Origin of the sequence: Streptomyces huiliensis, assembly GCF_020037025.1 — a bacterium.
Taxonomy (GTDB): Bacteria; Actinomycetota; Actinomycetes; order Streptomycetales; family Streptomycetaceae; genus Streptomyces; species Streptomyces huiliensis.
In genome coordinates, this window is the sequence record NZ_JAIQLH010000190.1 from 15,329 (window position 1) to 29,482 (window position 14,154).

The window sequence follows — 14,154 nt, forward strand, 5'->3', positions numbered from 1 at the left end:
GTGTGAAGATTTCACATGCCGCGGCATCCCGTTCCCACAGCTCCGGATCCGCCCTCGCACCCGTCGGCCTGCGGGGCCAGTGGGGACACTGGGTCAACAGGGACACGGTGTCAGCAGGGACACGGCGTGGGCGACGGACGCGAGGGTCGCGTGCCGGTGCCAGCCGCCGAACGACCGCCCGGTGAAGTCCCGGATGCCCACCGCGTCGGCGATCGCGGTGAAGTCGCGGTCCACCCGGCCGAGCAGTCCGCTCAGCCGGACGAGCGCGGCCGGCGCCACGTTCACCAGGTCCGTCAGCCACAGCTCGGCCGGCCAGGGGTCCGCGTGCTCCCCCATGCCCACCAGCAGCATCTCCCGCAGCCTCCCCCGGCCCGCGCCCCCGCTCCCCTGCGGCACCGGCAGCCCCACCCGCACCCCCGCCGTCAGCGACGTGCCGAGCGCGTCCGTGTCCGGGTCGTGTCGCCAGATCACCGGCCGGCGCAACTCCCGCGCCCCCGCCATCACCAGCGACGCCGGCACCAGCCGCGTCTCCCGCCCGGTCAGCGGCGACTCCGACACCGCCAGCGGCAGCGCGCCGCTCACCCGCGCCAGCACGGGCACCCCGCACGCGCGCAGCCGGTGCAGCGCCCCCAGCGCGTCCGGTTCCCGCGCGTCCAGCACCAGTGGCCGCACCGGCAGTCCCCAGTCCCGCATCATCCCGGCGTACGCCTCCACCGCGCACTCCCCCGGCGTCTCCGGCCGCACGGCGTCCGGGATCGCCGCCTGCCCGCGCCGCACCGGGTCCCCCAGCCACGTCTCCGACAGCAGCAGCCGCCAGTTGACCGGCGCGCTGCGGTACGCCGACGCCGCCCACACCCCCACCGCCTGCTGGGCGTTGAGCACCTGCCCCGCCTCCGGGAGGAACCGGCGCTCGACCCCGACCGAGTTCTCCCCCGCCTTCGGTATCACCATCGGCCGCACCACCCACGCCTGCGGCGCCAGCGCCCGGACGAGGTGGTGCGCCAGCGCCTGCCGCATCGGCCGCCAGTCCCACGGCGAGCTGGACACGAAGTGGTGCAGGCTCTGCTCCGGCGCCGCTCCCCCGGCCAGCCCCGCGATGTTGCGGATCGACTTCCGCCCCCGCGCCCGCAGCAGTCCGCGCAGGTACGCCTCCCCGTGCCGTCGCTGGTCGCTGCGCGCGAGCGTCGCCAGCGCGACGCCGCACAGTTCCGCCAGGACGTCGTCCTGCGTGCGCCGCGCCCGCTCCCGTTCCCGCGTTCCGGCGGACGTCGCGACGGGCCGCGCGGCCCGCTCCGTACGAGGTCTCACGGCAACGGCAGCACCACTCATGGGGATCCCTCACATCCGCTGTACGAACACCCGCCCGGGATCTCCCCGGTGATGGTGTCGACGGTCCCAGGTAAGGGGACCGGCTCGGCAGTGAGCCGGGCATGAGTTGAGGGATGAATGCGGGCAGGCCCCGGGTATGTGTTTTTCATACCCGGGGCTCGGTCGGCGTCTCGTCACGCGTGTGCCACGCGAAGGTGCACCCCCATCGCCTCGGTCAGCTCCACCGCCGTCTTGAGGTCCGCCGACGCCAGCGCGAGGCTGCGCCTCCGCTTGATGTCCCGGCACTCCGCGCACCGCGACGGCCGGTACACCCGCCACGCGTCCTGGTCCGTCGCCGGCCGCACGTCACACGGCAGCGCCTCCCACGCGTCCCCTCCCGTCGGCGGCCGCAGCCGCACCCTCCCCTCACCGGTCCCGGTGACCTCCCCGACACGCTCGCGCCGCGCGTCGACCACCAACTCGCCCACGGCGGGCGTCCGCTGGTGCTCTGGGCTCGGTGGCTTGTCCATGCTGGTGTTCCTCTCGCGGGATCTTGCGATTCGATTCCCAGCATCACCGCGCAGCGGTACCGTGACCAGGAGTAACTGCTGTAGGAAGGCCGCTCCCGTTGCAGGGATTCCGGCTTCAACGGAGGGGCGAACAACCGTGCCCGCACCCAAGCGGATCGAACCCACGAATCTGAACGAATGGTTCGGCGAGAAGATCCGTCTGCTACGGAAGGCGCGAGGCTGGACGCAGATCCAGCTGGGCGACGTGGTACGGCTCTCAGGGAGCCGGATCGCGCAGTTCGAACGGGCGGAGGATGTGCCGCCCAGGGACATCACCGTGCTGCTGGACAGGGAACTCCGGGCGGGGAATCTCCTGCTGGAGCTGCACCCGTTCCTCAAGCGTCCCCCACACAAGAAGTGGTTCGACGACATCTCCGAGATCGAGGCGGAGGCGCAGAAGATCCAGACGTACTCGTTCGTCATTCCGGGGCTGCTCCAGACCCGGGAGTACGCCCGAGCCATCCTCGCCGCCGGAACGCCCTTCTACGACGGAGATCTTGAGGACAAGGTCGAGACACGAATGGCCCGACAGGCGGTCCTCGACAGCCCCAGACGCCCCTGGCTTCGGTGCGTCGTGGACGAGTCCGCCTTCTACCGACGCGTTTGTCCGCCCGACGTCATGCGCGACCAACTTCTCCACCTGCTGAAGCTCATGGAGCGGCCTCGCGTCAGCCTGCAGGTCCTGCCGTTCGACGACCACGCCATGGTGGTCTCCGTACTCAGCTCGTGCACCCTCTGGACGCTGGCCGACGGGCGCACCGTGGTACACAGGCAAGGGATTGACGAGGGCGAGTTCATCACTGACCCTCACATGGTCACGCTGCTGGTCAACCTTTACGATCAGCTGCACACCACCGCCCTGAACAACGAGGCGTCCAAGGCCCTCATCCACAAGGTACTTGAGGAAAGATACCCATGATCTGGCGCAAGAGCTCGTACAGCGTCGGGGACCCGAACGAATGCGTCGAGGTGGCCGTCGACCCCGCCACCCACATACACATACGCGACAGCAAGCGAACCGCCGCCCCTGCCCCGACCCTCACCACGCACCCCGCCGCGTGGGCCGCGTTCCTTTCCTCCCTCAAAACGGGTGGCCCGCTCCCCTGACCGCCTTCTATGGTGGCGCGATGGCAACGATCAGGCAGGTCCAGGTCACCTTCGACTGCGCGGAACCGGAGCGCGTCGCCCGCTTCTGGTGTGAGGTGCTGGGGTACGTCATCACACTTCCGGAGGACGGTAAGGGTGCGTGGGCCGTGGGCGCCGACCCCTCGGGGGTGGGCCCGCGCCTGTACTTCCAGCGCGTTCCCGAGGGGAAGGTCGTGAAGAACCGGGTGCACCTGGACGTACGGGTCGGCACCGGCCTCGTCGGCGAGGAGCGTCTGGCCGCGCTGGAGGCCGAGTGCACACGGCTGGTCGCGCTGGGCGCGGTCCGCGGGCGGCTGCTGCTGGCCGACGAGGAGAACGAGTCGTGCCAGGTGATGCAGGACGTCGAGGGCAACGAGTTCTGCCTCGACTGAAGACGGGAACCGGCCGGTGACCGCCCACTGCTGCGAGACGATGACGCGTCAGCCACATCGACTTCTGCCCGTGGTGCGGGCGGTGCCTGCCCGCGTCGCAGCGGGACCGGTGGTCCGACGATCTGGAGGCCCGCGGTATCGACCTCTGGCAGGACGATACGTACCCGCCGAGTCCGAGGACGACGGCCGGTTCCGGCAGCGGCGGACGGCCGAGGCATGAGCCGGCCGCTCCTGTTCCTGGACGTGGACGGGCCGCTCAACCCGTACGCGGCGCAGCCGGAGCGCCGCCCCGACGGCTACACCACGCTCAGGGTTCCCCGGAGGGAACCGTCACTCAGCCGGCGCCCCCTGCGCGTCTGGCTCAACCCGGCGCACGGGCAGGCCCTGCTCCGGCTCGGCTACGAGCTGTGCTGGGCGACGACGTGGATGGCGGACGCCAACCGCTGGATCGCTCCAGTGCTCGGCCTCCCCGACCTCCCGTTCGTCGACTTCGGCGAGGCCCTGTTCCGGGAGCGGCCCGACGGGGTCCACTGGAAGACCGCGCCGCTGGTGGAGTACGCCGCCGGCCGCCCCTTCGCGTGGGTCGACGACGAGCAGAGCGGCGCGGACGCGGCGTATGTTGCCGCGCACCACCCCGGCCCCCGGCTCCTGCATCACGTCAACCCCCGGATCGGTCTCCGGGACGCCGACTTCCGGTCCCTTGCGGACTTCGCCCGCTCACCGATCGTCTCGCGCCCCGCGGACTGAGCCCGCCCGACCCGCCGCCCCTCCCCTCATCCCTCCGCGGCGACGTCGCCGAGCCGGATGCTGAGCTGGACCCCCAGCTCCCTGAATTCCAGGGCACGCGCCACGCGCTGCGACGGGCGCGTCCGTGCCCGCCACTGCGGTAGCCACCCGGCGTCCAGCGCATGCGCCACCGCCGCGGAGGCCACCGTTCGCGCCAGCCCCCGGCCACGGCGGTCCGGCGCGACCAGCACGCTGAGGTGGGCCACCGACCGCGGCCACGCGCGAAAGCCGGCCGCGGCGATCACGTCGTCACCGTCGCGCAGGACGCACGCGGGAGAGGTGATGTCCGCCAAGCCGCTTTCCTCGGCATCCGCTTCGCCGGTACGAGCCAGAAGCGTCGACAGCCAGTCGCCGCGTGGCATCACCTCGACTGTGGTGCCCTCGTGCCGGGGGCGGAAGTCGGCCGGGTCGAGATAGGAGAGGGAGGCGGGTCCCAGGACGTCGAGGACGGGGAGGACGCGGTGCAGGCGGTCCGGGTCGACGAGTTCCTCAGGCGGTAGCTTCCGCGCCGCGCCGGCCATCAGCTCCGCATCCCGCTCGTTCGGCACGGTGGCGATGCCGGCGTCGCCGAGCACCACGATCCCCGTCCACGACGGCGGGCACAGCCGTGAGCGCGGGGAGAGGGCCACGCGCACGCGGGCAGCGGAGGGGAACCGTACGGGTGCGGAGGCCAGTTCGGTCCACAGGTCCCGGGCGCGGAGGGCGGCGGCAGTCATGGCCGTATCCTCGCCCACGGTTCGGGGAGCGCCGAAGCGTCCGGCCCGTACCGTACGGAGACCCGCGCGGGAGGGGCCCGCGCCGATGCCGATGGCGCCGGAGGCGACCGTGCCGGAGACGGAACACCTGAAGCAGCAGCTCGCCGAGCGGTTTCGCGAGGTCAACGGTGAGCATCCGATGACCGCCGCCGACGACGCCTACGTCAGCGCCCAGTTCGTCGTCCTGGAGGACCTGTGCGCGGCGCACGGCCGGGATACCGACGCCGTTCGTCGGCTGATGCTCGGGGGACGGCTGCCGCTGCCGGGGTATCTGAGGTCCGACGGGGCCGAGATGGTGCCGGCGGACCTGTTCGCGCTCGCCGACGAGGCCGGTGGGGTGGAGCTGCTCGAAGGGTGGTTCACCGGGCACTGGGCCGATCCGGCGGCCGGGGAGGCGGAGTGGAACGCGTACCTCAGCGGACGGTACGTGTGTCTGCACTCGGTCACCCCGGCCACCATCCGGCGCAAGGACGAACTGACGGCCGCGATACGCGCCGCGACCGAGGAGCCGGACGCCGGTTCCGCGCGGTGGGCCGCGCGGCTGCACGCCCTGGTCGACGAACTCGACGTGCTGGAACCGGCGTTCACCGCCTACGACCGTCTCCGCTTCGGCGGTCCCACCTCCCGGGACACCTGCGTCGACGCCGTGCGGGCGCGCTTCCCCCGCCGGTCGTCGTACGCACCGCCGCAGCGCGCCTGAGCCGGGCGCGCTCCGGATCTCCGCGTCCCACGCCCCGCCTACGGGGGATCGCGACGCACCGAGGCGATCGGCAGACTGGGGACGCTGCGGGCCCGCGGATGCGCGGGCCCTGAAACGGAGGTTGGACATGGGCAAGGTGCAGGCGATGAGAACGAAGCTCTCCGCACTCCTCGTGGCGGTGGCCGCCACAGGCGTCGCGGCGGCCCCGGTCTCCACGGCTCACGCGGCCGACGGGTACGACCGGTGTCCCGCCGGCTCCTACTGCATGTTCTCGGGCCTCGACGGGACCGGCGACATGATCAGGCTCAGCGCGAACACCCCGGACCTCGGGGCGCTCGGCATGGACAACCGCGCCAAGTCGGACTGGAACCGCACGGCGTCGACCATCTACCTCTGGTCGGACTCAAACTACTCCGGCTGCACGGCCACGACTTCCTCGGGGCCGACCGGCAAGGGCAACTTCTTCCCCGCCCACCGGGACTTCTTCAGCTCGGTGCAGTTCGACGGGCCGGGCGGACCGAGCTGCGGTACGCCGCCCGGGGAGGACGGCTGAGCGCGTGCCGGGCCGCGCGGCCGCCGCATGCTCCGGGCGGTGAACCCGAACCGTCGTAAGCGGCGTTCACCGACTCGGGACGTCTCAGGTTCTTGTGGCCCCACAGCCCGGGGCACCCGCGTCGGCGTCGTCCGCGCGCGCCTTCCTCGCCGGTACCCCGGGCCGTCCGTCTCGGGCAGGGCGAGGAGGGCGTCCAGGGTGGTCCGCCATTCCTGGATCGCTTTCTCGACCAGCGGGCCGACGGAGGACTCGAAGATCCCGTCGACCGGCTCGCCGGCTCGCCGGCCCGCATCGCCCGGCGGAGTTCGGCGCGGACCGGGTGTCGGCGGCGGAACGGGGCCGGTCGCCGCAGCCGGCGGTGTCGATGGCGGCCACCGCGTAGTCGGCCACCCCCTTGCCGGTCACCGCGTAGTCGGCCGCCGCTATGTGCCGGGCCCGGGCCACCAGCCGTGGGTCCGCCTTGGGCAGACCGTTGTCGTGGGCGATGAGGATCAGCGGGACCGGTGTGGCGGACGGGGCGTCCACAGGCGGCCGGGGATCTCGCCGAGGGTGAACTCGCCACAAGGGGGGCGCTGTGGCCCGCCAACGGGGTTTCCGGTGCGGCTGGGTTCTCCGGTGCCGCCGGGTTCTCCGGTGCCGCCGGGTTCTCCGGTGCGGCCGGAACAGGGGCCACCGCTCCCCCGTGGCGGTGGCCCCGTCCTGGCTCAGCACAGCCGCGTCGCGGTGTATTCCTCGATGGCGGCCCGCTGGTACGCGGCCAGGCCGGGCGCGATCGACTCGTACACCGTGCGCCAGTGCTCGTTCTCTTCGCAGCAGCGCCCGATCGCGCGGTATTCCGCGGCGGTGGCCGCCCGGCTCAGGGCCAGGGTCCGGTACTGGGTGTCGATCGCGTCCTGCACCACGCCGGCGTCGGCGGGCAGGCCGGCGGCCAGCAGCTCGGCCAGCCGGACCATCTGCGCGGTGCGCTCGCGCCCGTCGGCCTCGCGGTCGGCCCCGCTCAGCGCCGAGGTGCGCCGCTCGACGGCTTCGGCCAGCTCCGGGAAGCCGGGCAGGACCCGCATGCACTGGGCGGACCGGATGCCGTCGAACAGGTTCTCCGGCCGACTGATGCTGACGCTGGTACTGGTACTGGTACTGGGGCCGGTGCTGGCGCTGATGCTGCTCATGTCTGTGCCGTCCTTTCCGAACTGTTCCAGTTCGGTGATCGTGCGGGCGACGGTGGCGGCGAGGGCGTCGATGCGGTCGCGTTCGGCGAGGAGGCGGCGGTGGTGGCCCCGCAGGGCCTCCAGTTCGTCGACGTGCGCGGCGAGGATCCGGCCGATCTCCGGCAGCCCGAGGCCCAGCGCCCGCAGCACGAGGACCTGCTGCAACCGCAGCAACTCTCTTTCCCCGTAGTAGCGGTGGCCGTTGACCCCGGTCCGTGCCGGCGGCAGCAGGCCGATCTCGTCGTAGTGCCGAAGCGTCCGGGCCGTCACCCCCGACATCCGGGCGACCTCCGCGATCGGCCAGGCCATCGCCGCCTCCCTCGCAGGTGCTTCACCTTCACCCGGCCGGATTTTCCGGCCTGTTCACGACGGTAGAGGCTTCCGCTGCGGCAACTTCAAGCCCGTCAGGACGGCGGGGCGGGCGGGGGCCGGTCACCTGCGGCGGGCCGTGGCGGAGGGCAGTTCGGCGAAGCGGGCGCGGTACTCGGCGGCGAAGCGGCCGAGGTGGGTGACGCCCCAGCGGTAGGCGATCGTGCCGACGGGGTCGCCGGAGGCACCGGAGGCACCGGAGGCACCGGAGGCGAGGATGTCCTCGCGGATCCGGTCGAGGCGCAGGGCGCGGACGTAGGCCATGGGCGAGAGGCCGAGCCGGACGCGGAACGCGGAGCTGAGGGTCCGCGGGCTGCAACCGGCCGCGTCGGCGATGCCGCCGAGGCTGAGGGGCTCGGCGAGGTTCGCGTCGATGTACGCGAGGGCTGCCCGCAGGGGGCGCGGGTGGCCGGGTCGCGGGGCGTCCTCGCGCAGCTCGGCGGTGTGCGAGTGCGGCTGGGCCAGGAGCAGGGCGGTGACGAGGCAGCGCAGCTGGCCGCGGCGGAGTTCGGCGCGGCGGAACAGGGGGTTCGCCGAGTCGATCTGTTCGAGGAGGGAGCGGACGAGCAGCCAAACCGCCCGTCCCTCGGGCCCGGCCAGGTCGAGGGTGGGGGCGAAGCGTACGGTGGACGCCGGCGGATGCCCGGTCAGGGTGGCGAACTCCCGTTCCACCAGGGCGGCGTCGAGCCGCAGGCCCAGGAACCGCGTCCGCCGGCCGGGCAGGGGCCGCAGCTCCTGGGCGTCCCCCGGGTTGGCGACCCCCGCCGTCACCTCGTCGAGCGTCGCCCGCCGGCCGCCGCACGACGTCGAGAGGGCGCCGGAGAGACCGACGTTGACGAAGTACGAGCCGCCGCGGACGCCGCCCTCGGCCGGGGTGACGCGGACGTCGAGCGGCGAGACGAAGTAGCCCACCGCGAAGCCGGGAGCGGCGACACCGCGCAGTTCGTGGTCGCCGCCGCGCGGTGTGTCCATTGGCTCCAGGCCCACTGGCTCCAGGGCCATTGGCTCCAGGGGCGAGGTGGCGATGGAGCCGCCGAAGAGGCGGGTGGCGGCGTCGAGCAGGTCTGCGGGGTTCCGCGACCTGGTGATGAGGTGGTCGCGCAGCGGCGTCGGCATGACGGTGGGGTCGCCTTCCTCGGGGTCCGATGTGGACTCCGCGATTCTCCGCTCACATCGGCGGGGCCGTGAACAGCCCCGGATCGACGTCGTTGTGGGACTTGGCCGAGATGAACTCGTCCATGTCCTCCGCCGTGCCCCACTGATCCGCGGTGGCGGGGTCGCGCAGGTCGTACACGTGCGGGTGCCAGGTGTCCTCGTCCAGGACTTCCAGCTCGGTGGTGTACTCGACGGTGTTGCCGGCCGGGTCGAGGAAGTAGCCGAAGCAGTTGTCGCCGGCGCGGTGCCGCCCCGGCCCCCACAGCCGCTCGACGCCCAGGCGCCGCATGCGGCCCGTGCCGCGCATGAACTCGTCGATCCCGCGCATCTCGAACGAGGCGTGGTGGAAGGCCGCGTGCGGCCCGCGCACGATGCCGAAGCTGTGGTGGAAGGCGTTGCAGCGCAGGAACCACATGATCCCGCTGCGGTCGCCCAGCCGCATCGTGTCCGAGAGGCGGAACCCGAGGTGCTTGATGTACCAGGCCACTGTGGCCTCGGGGGTGGGAGAGTTCATCAGGACGTGGGAGAGGCGCACGGGGACCGCCTCGCGGGCCTCGATCCTGCGGTGCCGGCGGGCGTCGACGTCGGCGGAGACCTCGACGACACGGCCCTCGTTGTCGAAGAAGCGGACCGCGTGGCCGCCGCCGGGGGTGTCGAGCGTCCTCGGCTCGTGCACCAACCGCACGCCCGCGGCGACGAGTCGTGCGGTCAGGGTATCGACGTCGGCGGCCGTGGCGGCACCGAAGGCGACGAGGTCGGTCCGCTTCCGGGCGTCCCGGCGCAGCCGCACCACGTACTGCTCCGGGGAGCCCTCGGCCGCCAGGAACGCGACGCCGGTGTCGCCGACGGTCTCCTTCAACCCCCACCGCTCGGTGTAGAACCGGCGCTGCTCGGCGAAGTTCGGCATGGCGATGTCGATGTGGCGCAGGTGGGTGATCAGGCTTCTGCCGCTCATGGTGTGCTCCTGCCCTGCGGGTGGTGAGCCGGGCGGACTGCCCGCTCCCCGGTTGACGGTGGCGTTCCGGTCGGTCGCGGCGGCCATCCGGCCGTCCCGGTCCCGCGTCACGCCGGCTCGGCCATGAACCGGTGGCAGGCGGCGACCAGCGGATACGCCTCGTGGTGGCGCTGTTCCCGCTCCAGACCGGCGACCGTCACCGAGGTCTCGACGAGCGTTCCACAGCGCTGCGTGCGACGGTCGGCGAACGCCTCCAGCCCCGCGCCGACGGTCTCGTGCCACCCGATTTCGCGGGCCAGCACGAGCCCGTCCTCGATCGCCAGGGCGGCCCCACTGGCCGTCTGCGGTGCGGGCGCGTGCGCGGCGTCGCCGATGACGACGCCGTTGCCCCGGTGCCAGGCGCCCTCCAGGAACGCCGTCAGCACCGGGCGGCGCACCACGGCTTCCGATTCCGGCACCAGGGAGCGGAGCTCCTCCACCAGGCCGGGAAAGGGCTCCAGCAAGTCCCGGAGGCGCGGGGCGAGTTCGGCGTCGGGCAAGGTGTTCCGCTCCACGCCGTTCTCCGTCAGGAACACGTACGCCCGCTCGTCCGAGAGGGGTACGACGCCGGCCGTGTCGGTCTTCCCGGCGAACTGGTGGATCCCGGTGGCCCACGACGGGCGGGGCACCAGAGCCCGCCAGACCATCTGCCCGTGGTAGGCGGGAGTGGTCTCCAGCCCCAGCAGCCCCCGCGTCGCCGAGCGGATCCCGTCCGCGCCCACCAGCAGCGCGACCCGCCGGACCGTACCGTCCGACAACCGCACGCGGATCAGCTCGTCGGCCTCGTGCTCGTCCTCGGCCTCGTGCTCGCCCTCGCCCTCGTGCTCGTGCTCGTCATCCACCGCGGCGACGGTCACCCCGTGGCGTACGGTCACGCCGCACGCCACGGCTTCCCGGCGCAGGACGCGGTGGAGCGCGGGACGTGCGATACCGGCCATCGCCGGCCGCCGCGCACCGATCAGACGCGGCGGCCGGACCTCGTCCGCGAGTTCGCCGTCCACGTCCACGTGCGTGATCGTGCTCATGCCGTAGCCCTCGGCCAGGCACGCGTCCGCGAGCCCCAGTTCGTCCAGCGCGCGCAGCGAGGGGCCGGTCAGGCACAGCCCCCAGCCGGACGCCGCCTCCGGCGGGCCGATCTCGGCGATCTCGACCCGCCATCCCTCACGCGCGAGGGCCGTGGCCGCCGTCAGCCCGGCCACGCCCGCACCGACGACCACGGCCGTCCGCGCGCCGCTGTAGCTCCCCATGTACGCCTCCCGAGTGCCGGTTCACTCGGCACCGTAGGGCGCTCAGGCGCTCCACCCTGTCCGGATCGGGCAGCGGCTGTCCGCCGTCGGCGAGCGGTTTCCCGCCGCCGGACCCTGCCGGGTCAGCCGGTCACCGCTCCTTCTGGGCCAGCCGCAGCAGGTGGTCGGCCAGCGCCTGGCCGCCCAGCGGGTCGCGGCTGATGAGGAGCACGGTGTCGTCGCCGGCGATCGTGCCGATGATCTCGTGGACGCCCGCCTGGTCGATGGCGGAGGCGAAGAACTGGGCGGCGCCCGGCGGGGTGCGGAGGACGACGAGGTTGGCGGAGGCCTCGGCGGAGATGAGCAGCTCGGCGGCGAGGCGGCCCATGCGGGCCTCGGTCGCCGACTCGCCGAGGGGCGCGCGGGGGGTGCGGTCGCCGCCCTCGCCGGGGACGGCGTAGATGAGCTCGCCGCCCGTGTTGCGGATCTTGACGGCGCCCAGTTCGTCGAGGTCGCGGGAGAGAGTGGCCTGGGTGACGGAGAGGCCGTCGTCGGCGAGCAGCCGGGCGAGCTGGCTCTGCGAGCGGACGGCCTGCCGGCTGAGGATGTCCACGATCCGGCGGTGGCGTGCGGTGCGGGTCTGCGGCACGGCCTGTCCGCCGTGGACCGGCTCGGTCTCCTGCGCCTCGGTCATCGTCTCGTCAGTCTCCGGATCGTGGTTCTCCTGAGCCCCCCGTCAGGGCTGCGGCGGCGCCCCTGCCTCGACGGCGGCAGCGGTGGCGGCGTCGAGGACACCGGGGAGCACCCGGAGGAACGTCTCCACCTCATCTTCCGTGATGATCAGCGGCGGAGCCAGCCGCACCACATCGGGCGCGACCGCGTTCACCAGGACACCGGCTTCCTGAGCCGCCCGCTGCACGTCCGGTGCGAGGGGCTTGGAAAGGACAATACCCAGCAGCAGGCCCGCGCCACGGACGTGGTCGACGAGAGGGTGGCCGAGCGCAGCGATCCCGTCACGGAGCAGCGTGCCGGTGCGGCCGGCGCGGGCCGGGATGTCCTCGGCGGCGAGGGTGTCGAGGACGGCGAGGGCGGCGGCGCAGGCGACGGGGTTGCCGCCGAACGTCGAGCCGTGCTGACCGGGGGTCAGCAGGCCGGCCGCGTCGCCGAAGGCGAGGGTGGCGCCGATGGGGAGGCCGCCGCCGAGGCCCTTGGCGAGGGTGACGACGTCGGGCTCCACGCCCTGGGCGAGGTGCTCGAACCAGTGGCCGGTGCGGCCGATACCTGTCTGGATCTCGTCCAGCACGAGCAGCGTGCCCGTCGCCCGGGTGATCTCGCGGGCCGCGGCGAGGTAGCCGGCGGGCGGGACGACGACGCCGTTCTCGCCTTGCACGGGTTCGAGGACGACGAGGGCGGTGTCGGTGGTGACGGCGGCGCGGAGGGCGTCGGCGTCGCCGTACGGGACGTGGGTGACGTCGCCGGGGAGCGGAAGGAAGGGTTCCTGTTTGGCCGGCTGGCCGGTGAGGGCGAGGGCGGCGGCCGTACGGCCGTGGAAGCCGCCCTGGGCAGCGACCATGTGCGGACGGCCCGTCCGCCGTCCGATCTTGAAGACGGCCTCGATCGCCTCGGCGCCGGAGTTGGAGAAGTAGACGCGGCCGGGGCGGCCGGCGAGCTCCAGCAGCCGTTCGGCGAGGAGGACGGTGGGCTCGGCGGTGAACAGGTTGGACACGTGGCCGAGGGTGGCGATCTGGTCGGAGACCGCGCGGACTACGGCCGGGTGGGCGTGGCCGAGCGCGTTGACGGCGATGCCGCCGACGAGGTCGAGGTATGCCTTGCCGTCGGCGTCCCAGACCGTGCTGCCCTCGCCGCGCACGAGCGGGATGCGCGGGGTGCCGTAGTTGTCCATCAGGGCGTTCTGCCAGCGACGGGTGAGGGTGGCGTTGGTGGTGGTGGCGTTGGTGGCGGGCGTCGTCGTCATGAGGTTCCCCCGGTGGGCGTGGGCTGGTCGGCGTCCGTGCCGGCTGCGGGGTCCGGGACGGTTGCGGCGTCCGTTCGGGCTGCGGCATCCGGGACGGCTGCGGCACCCGCGCCGGCTGCGGCGTCCGGGACGACCATCGTGCCGATCCCCTCGTCCGTGAAGATCTCCAGCAGGATCGAGTGCTGCACCCGGCCGTCGATGACGCGGGCGTTGGCGACGCCGTTGCGGACGGCGTACAGGCAGCCCTCCATCTTGGGCACCATGCCGCTCGACAAGTCCGGGAGCAGCGCTTCCAGTTCGCTCGCGGTGAGCCGGCTGATGACGTCGTCGCTGTGCGGCCAGTCCGCGTAGAGCCCCTCGACGTCGGTGAGGACCATCAGCGTCTCCGCGCCCAGGGCGGCGGCGAGCGCGGCGGCGGCGGTGTCGGCGTTGACGTTGTAGACGTGCCCGTCCTCGGCGCTGCGGGCGATCGAGGAGACGACCGGGATCCGGCCGTTGTCGAGCAGGGCCTGGACGGCACCGGTGTCGATGGCGGTGATCTCGCCGACGCGACCGAGGTCGACGCGCTCGCCGTCGATGTGGGCGTAGTGCCGGGTGGCGGTCATGGTGTGCGCGTCCTCGCCGGTGAGCCCGACGGCGAGGGGGCCGTGCCGGTTGAGCAGGCCGACGAGCTCGCGCTGCACCTGGCCTGCGAGGACCATCCGGACGACGTCCATCGCCTCCGGCGTGGTCACCCGCAGCCCGGCCTTGAACTCCGACGCGATCCCGAACCGGTCGAGCTGCGCGCTGATCTGCGGCCCGCCACCGTGCACGACGACCGGGCGCAGCCCGGCGTGCCGGAGGAAGACGACGTCCTGGGCGAAGGCGGCCTTCAACTCGTCGTCCACCATGGCGTTGCCGCCGAACTTGATGACGACCGTCTTGCCGTGGTGCCGCGTGAGCCAGGGCAGCGCCTCGACGAGGGTGCGGGCCTTGGGGAGGGCGGTGTGTTTGCGGGTGCTGCCGCTGGTGGTCCTGATGCTCATGAGGAGTAGGCGCTGTT

At 72.9% G+C, this 14,154-nt stretch carries 16 protein-coding genes and 1 pseudogene; 6 read left to right on the forward strand and 11 right to left on the reverse strand.

All coding sequences use genetic code 11. The annotated features are described in order from the left end of the window. Nucleotides 1-93 precede the first annotated feature (93 nt). Nucleotides 94-1,329, reverse strand: coding sequence for an IS701 family transposase (locus JNW98_RS26675; RefSeq protein ID WP_443732505.1), 1,236 nt, complete (start codon nucleotides 1,327-1,329; stop codon nucleotides 94-96). Nucleotides 1,330-1,502: 173 nt separating this feature from the next. Continuing rightward, entirely contained in the window at nucleotides 1,503-1,838 is a 336-nt protein-coding gene (locus JNW98_RS26680; RefSeq protein ID WP_223770856.1) for a hypothetical protein, read from the reverse strand. A 136-nt stretch (nucleotides 1,839-1,974) separates the two neighbouring features. Here JNW98_RS26680 and JNW98_RS26685 point away from each other — a divergent pair, with 136 nt between their 5' ends. The 4 genes from JNW98_RS26685 (at nucleotide 1,975) to JNW98_RS26700 (ending at nucleotide 4,141) form a co-directional block, all read left to right on the forward strand. Next, nucleotides 1,975-2,796, forward strand: a complete 822-nt coding sequence (locus tag JNW98_RS26685; protein ID WP_223770857.1) for a helix-turn-helix domain-containing protein — start codon at nucleotides 1,975-1,977, stop codon at nucleotides 2,794-2,796. Further along, a complete protein-coding gene (locus tag JNW98_RS26690) occupies nucleotides 2,793-2,984 on the forward strand; it encodes a DUF397 domain-containing protein (protein ID WP_223770858.1) in 192 nt (63 codons plus the stop codon). Before JNW98_RS26685 ends, JNW98_RS26690 begins: the two co-directional genes overlap by 4 nt. A gap of 20 nt (nucleotides 2,985-3,004) precedes the next feature. Beyond that, nucleotides 3,005-3,394, forward strand: coding sequence for a VOC family protein (locus JNW98_RS26695; RefSeq protein ID WP_223770859.1), 390 nt, complete (start codon nucleotides 3,005-3,007; stop codon nucleotides 3,392-3,394). A 216-nt stretch (nucleotides 3,395-3,610) separates the two neighbouring features. Then, the gene (locus JNW98_RS26700; RefSeq protein ID WP_223770860.1) at nucleotides 3,611-4,141 is read left to right on the forward strand and encodes a hypothetical protein; all 531 of its coding nucleotides are present in this window, start codon (nucleotides 3,611-3,613) and stop codon (nucleotides 4,139-4,141) included. Nucleotides 4,142-4,167: 26 nt separating this feature from the next. Here JNW98_RS26700 and JNW98_RS26705 read toward each other — a convergent pair whose 3' ends face one another. Beyond that, nucleotides 4,168-4,896, reverse strand: a complete 729-nt coding sequence (locus tag JNW98_RS26705; RefSeq protein ID WP_223770861.1) for a GNAT family N-acetyltransferase — start codon at nucleotides 4,894-4,896, stop codon at nucleotides 4,168-4,170. A gap of 109 nt (nucleotides 4,897-5,005) precedes the next feature. Here JNW98_RS26705 and JNW98_RS26710 point away from each other — a divergent pair, with 109 nt between their 5' ends. Both JNW98_RS26710 and JNW98_RS26715 read left to right on the forward strand, forming a co-directional pair. After that, the gene (locus JNW98_RS26710) at nucleotides 5,006-5,635 is read left to right on the forward strand and encodes a DUF6058 family natural product biosynthesis protein (RefSeq protein WP_308015668.1); all 630 of its coding nucleotides are present in this window, start codon (nucleotides 5,006-5,008) and stop codon (nucleotides 5,633-5,635) included. Nucleotides 5,636-5,780: 145 nt separating this feature from the next. Next, a complete protein-coding gene (locus JNW98_RS26715; protein WP_223770862.1) occupies nucleotides 5,781-6,188 on the forward strand; it encodes a peptidase inhibitor family I36 protein in 408 nt (135 codons plus the stop codon). Between the two features lie 143 nt (nucleotides 6,189-6,331). Here the strand turns inward: JNW98_RS26715 and JNW98_RS26720 are convergent. The 8 genes and pseudogenes from JNW98_RS26720 to argB form a co-directional block, all read right to left on the reverse strand. Further along, nucleotides 6,332-6,745 (reverse strand): annotated as a pseudogene (locus JNW98_RS26720) (alpha/beta hydrolase); the annotation flags it as partial. Nucleotides 6,746-6,892: 147 nt separating this feature from the next. Next, the gene (locus JNW98_RS26725; protein ID WP_223770863.1) at nucleotides 6,893-7,702 is read right to left on the reverse strand and encodes a MerR family transcriptional regulator; all 810 of its coding nucleotides are present in this window, start codon (nucleotides 7,700-7,702) and stop codon (nucleotides 6,893-6,895) included. Between the two features lie 123 nt (nucleotides 7,703-7,825). Beyond that, entirely contained in the window at nucleotides 7,826-8,878 is a 1,053-nt protein-coding gene (locus tag JNW98_RS26730) for an AraC-like ligand-binding domain-containing protein (protein WP_223770864.1), read from the reverse strand. A 52-nt stretch (nucleotides 8,879-8,930) separates the two neighbouring features. Beyond that, nucleotides 8,931-9,872: a VOC family protein gene (locus tag JNW98_RS26735; RefSeq protein WP_223770865.1), complete on the reverse strand. Its 942-nt coding sequence runs from the start codon at nucleotides 9,870-9,872 to the stop codon at nucleotides 8,931-8,933. 107 nt (nucleotides 9,873-9,979) lie between these two features. Continuing rightward, the gene (locus JNW98_RS26740) at nucleotides 9,980-11,158 is read right to left on the reverse strand and encodes an FAD-dependent monooxygenase (RefSeq protein ID WP_223770866.1); all 1,179 of its coding nucleotides are present in this window, start codon (nucleotides 11,156-11,158) and stop codon (nucleotides 9,980-9,982) included. Nucleotides 11,159-11,288: 130 nt separating this feature from the next. Further along, complete coding sequence (locus JNW98_RS26745; RefSeq protein ID WP_223770867.1) at nucleotides 11,289-11,831, reverse strand: arginine repressor; 543 nt, start codon at nucleotides 11,829-11,831, stop codon at nucleotides 11,289-11,291. 42 nt (nucleotides 11,832-11,873) lie between these two features. Continuing rightward, nucleotides 11,874-13,112 (reverse strand): acetylornithine transaminase, encoded by a 1,239-nt coding sequence (locus JNW98_RS26750; protein ID WP_223770868.1) that lies wholly within the window; start codon nucleotides 13,110-13,112, stop codon nucleotides 11,874-11,876. Beyond that, nucleotides 13,109-14,137, reverse strand: a complete 1,029-nt coding sequence (gene argB, locus JNW98_RS26755) for an acetylglutamate kinase (protein ID WP_223770870.1) — start codon at nucleotides 14,135-14,137, stop codon at nucleotides 13,109-13,111. Before argB ends, JNW98_RS26750 begins: the two co-directional genes overlap by 4 nt. Nucleotides 14,138-14,154 lie beyond the last annotated feature (17 nt).

Excerpts from the sequence above, each read along its gene's own strand:
- JNW98_RS26675 (WP_443732505.1), bottom strand. The coding sequence starts at position 1,329 with ATGAGTGGTGCTGCCGTTGCCGTGAGACCTCGTACGGAGCGGGCCGCG.
- JNW98_RS26680 (WP_223770856.1), bottom strand. The coding sequence starts at position 1,838 with ATGGACAAGCCACCGAGCCCAGAGCACCAGCGGACGCCCGCCGTGGGC.
- JNW98_RS26690 (WP_223770858.1), top strand. The coding sequence starts at position 2,793 with ATGATCTGGCGCAAGAGCTCGTACAGCGTCGGGGACCCGAACGAATGC.
- JNW98_RS26695 (WP_223770859.1), top strand. The coding sequence starts at position 3,005 with ATGGCAACGATCAGGCAGGTCCAGGTCACCTTCGACTGCGCGGAACCG.
- JNW98_RS26700 (WP_223770860.1), top strand. The coding sequence starts at position 3,611 with ATGAGCCGGCCGCTCCTGTTCCTGGACGTGGACGGGCCGCTCAACCCG.
- JNW98_RS26705 (WP_223770861.1), bottom strand. The coding sequence starts at position 4,896 with ATGACTGCCGCCGCCCTCCGCGCCCGGGACCTGTGGACCGAACTGGCC.
- JNW98_RS26715 (WP_223770862.1), top strand. The coding sequence starts at position 5,781 with ATGAGAACGAAGCTCTCCGCACTCCTCGTGGCGGTGGCCGCCACAGGC.
- JNW98_RS26725 (WP_223770863.1), bottom strand. The coding sequence starts at position 7,702 with ATGGCCTGGCCGATCGCGGAGGTCGCCCGGATGTCGGGGGTGACGGCC.
- JNW98_RS26730 (WP_223770864.1), bottom strand. The coding sequence starts at position 8,878 with ATGCCGACGCCGCTGCGCGACCACCTCATCACCAGGTCGCGGAACCCC.
- JNW98_RS26735 (WP_223770865.1), bottom strand. The coding sequence starts at position 9,872 with ATGAGCGGCAGAAGCCTGATCACCCACCTGCGCCACATCGACATCGCC.
- JNW98_RS26740 (WP_223770866.1), bottom strand. The coding sequence starts at position 11,158 with ATGGGGAGCTACAGCGGCGCGCGGACGGCCGTGGTCGTCGGTGCGGGC.
- JNW98_RS26745 (WP_223770867.1), bottom strand. The coding sequence starts at position 11,831 with ATGACCGAGGCGCAGGAGACCGAGCCGGTCCACGGCGGACAGGCCGTG.
- JNW98_RS26750 (WP_223770868.1), bottom strand. The coding sequence starts at position 13,112 with ATGACGACGACGCCCGCCACCAACGCCACCACCACCAACGCCACCCTC.
- argB (WP_223770870.1), bottom strand. The coding sequence starts at position 14,137 with ATGAGCATCAGGACCACCAGCGGCAGCACCCGCAAACACACCGCCCTC.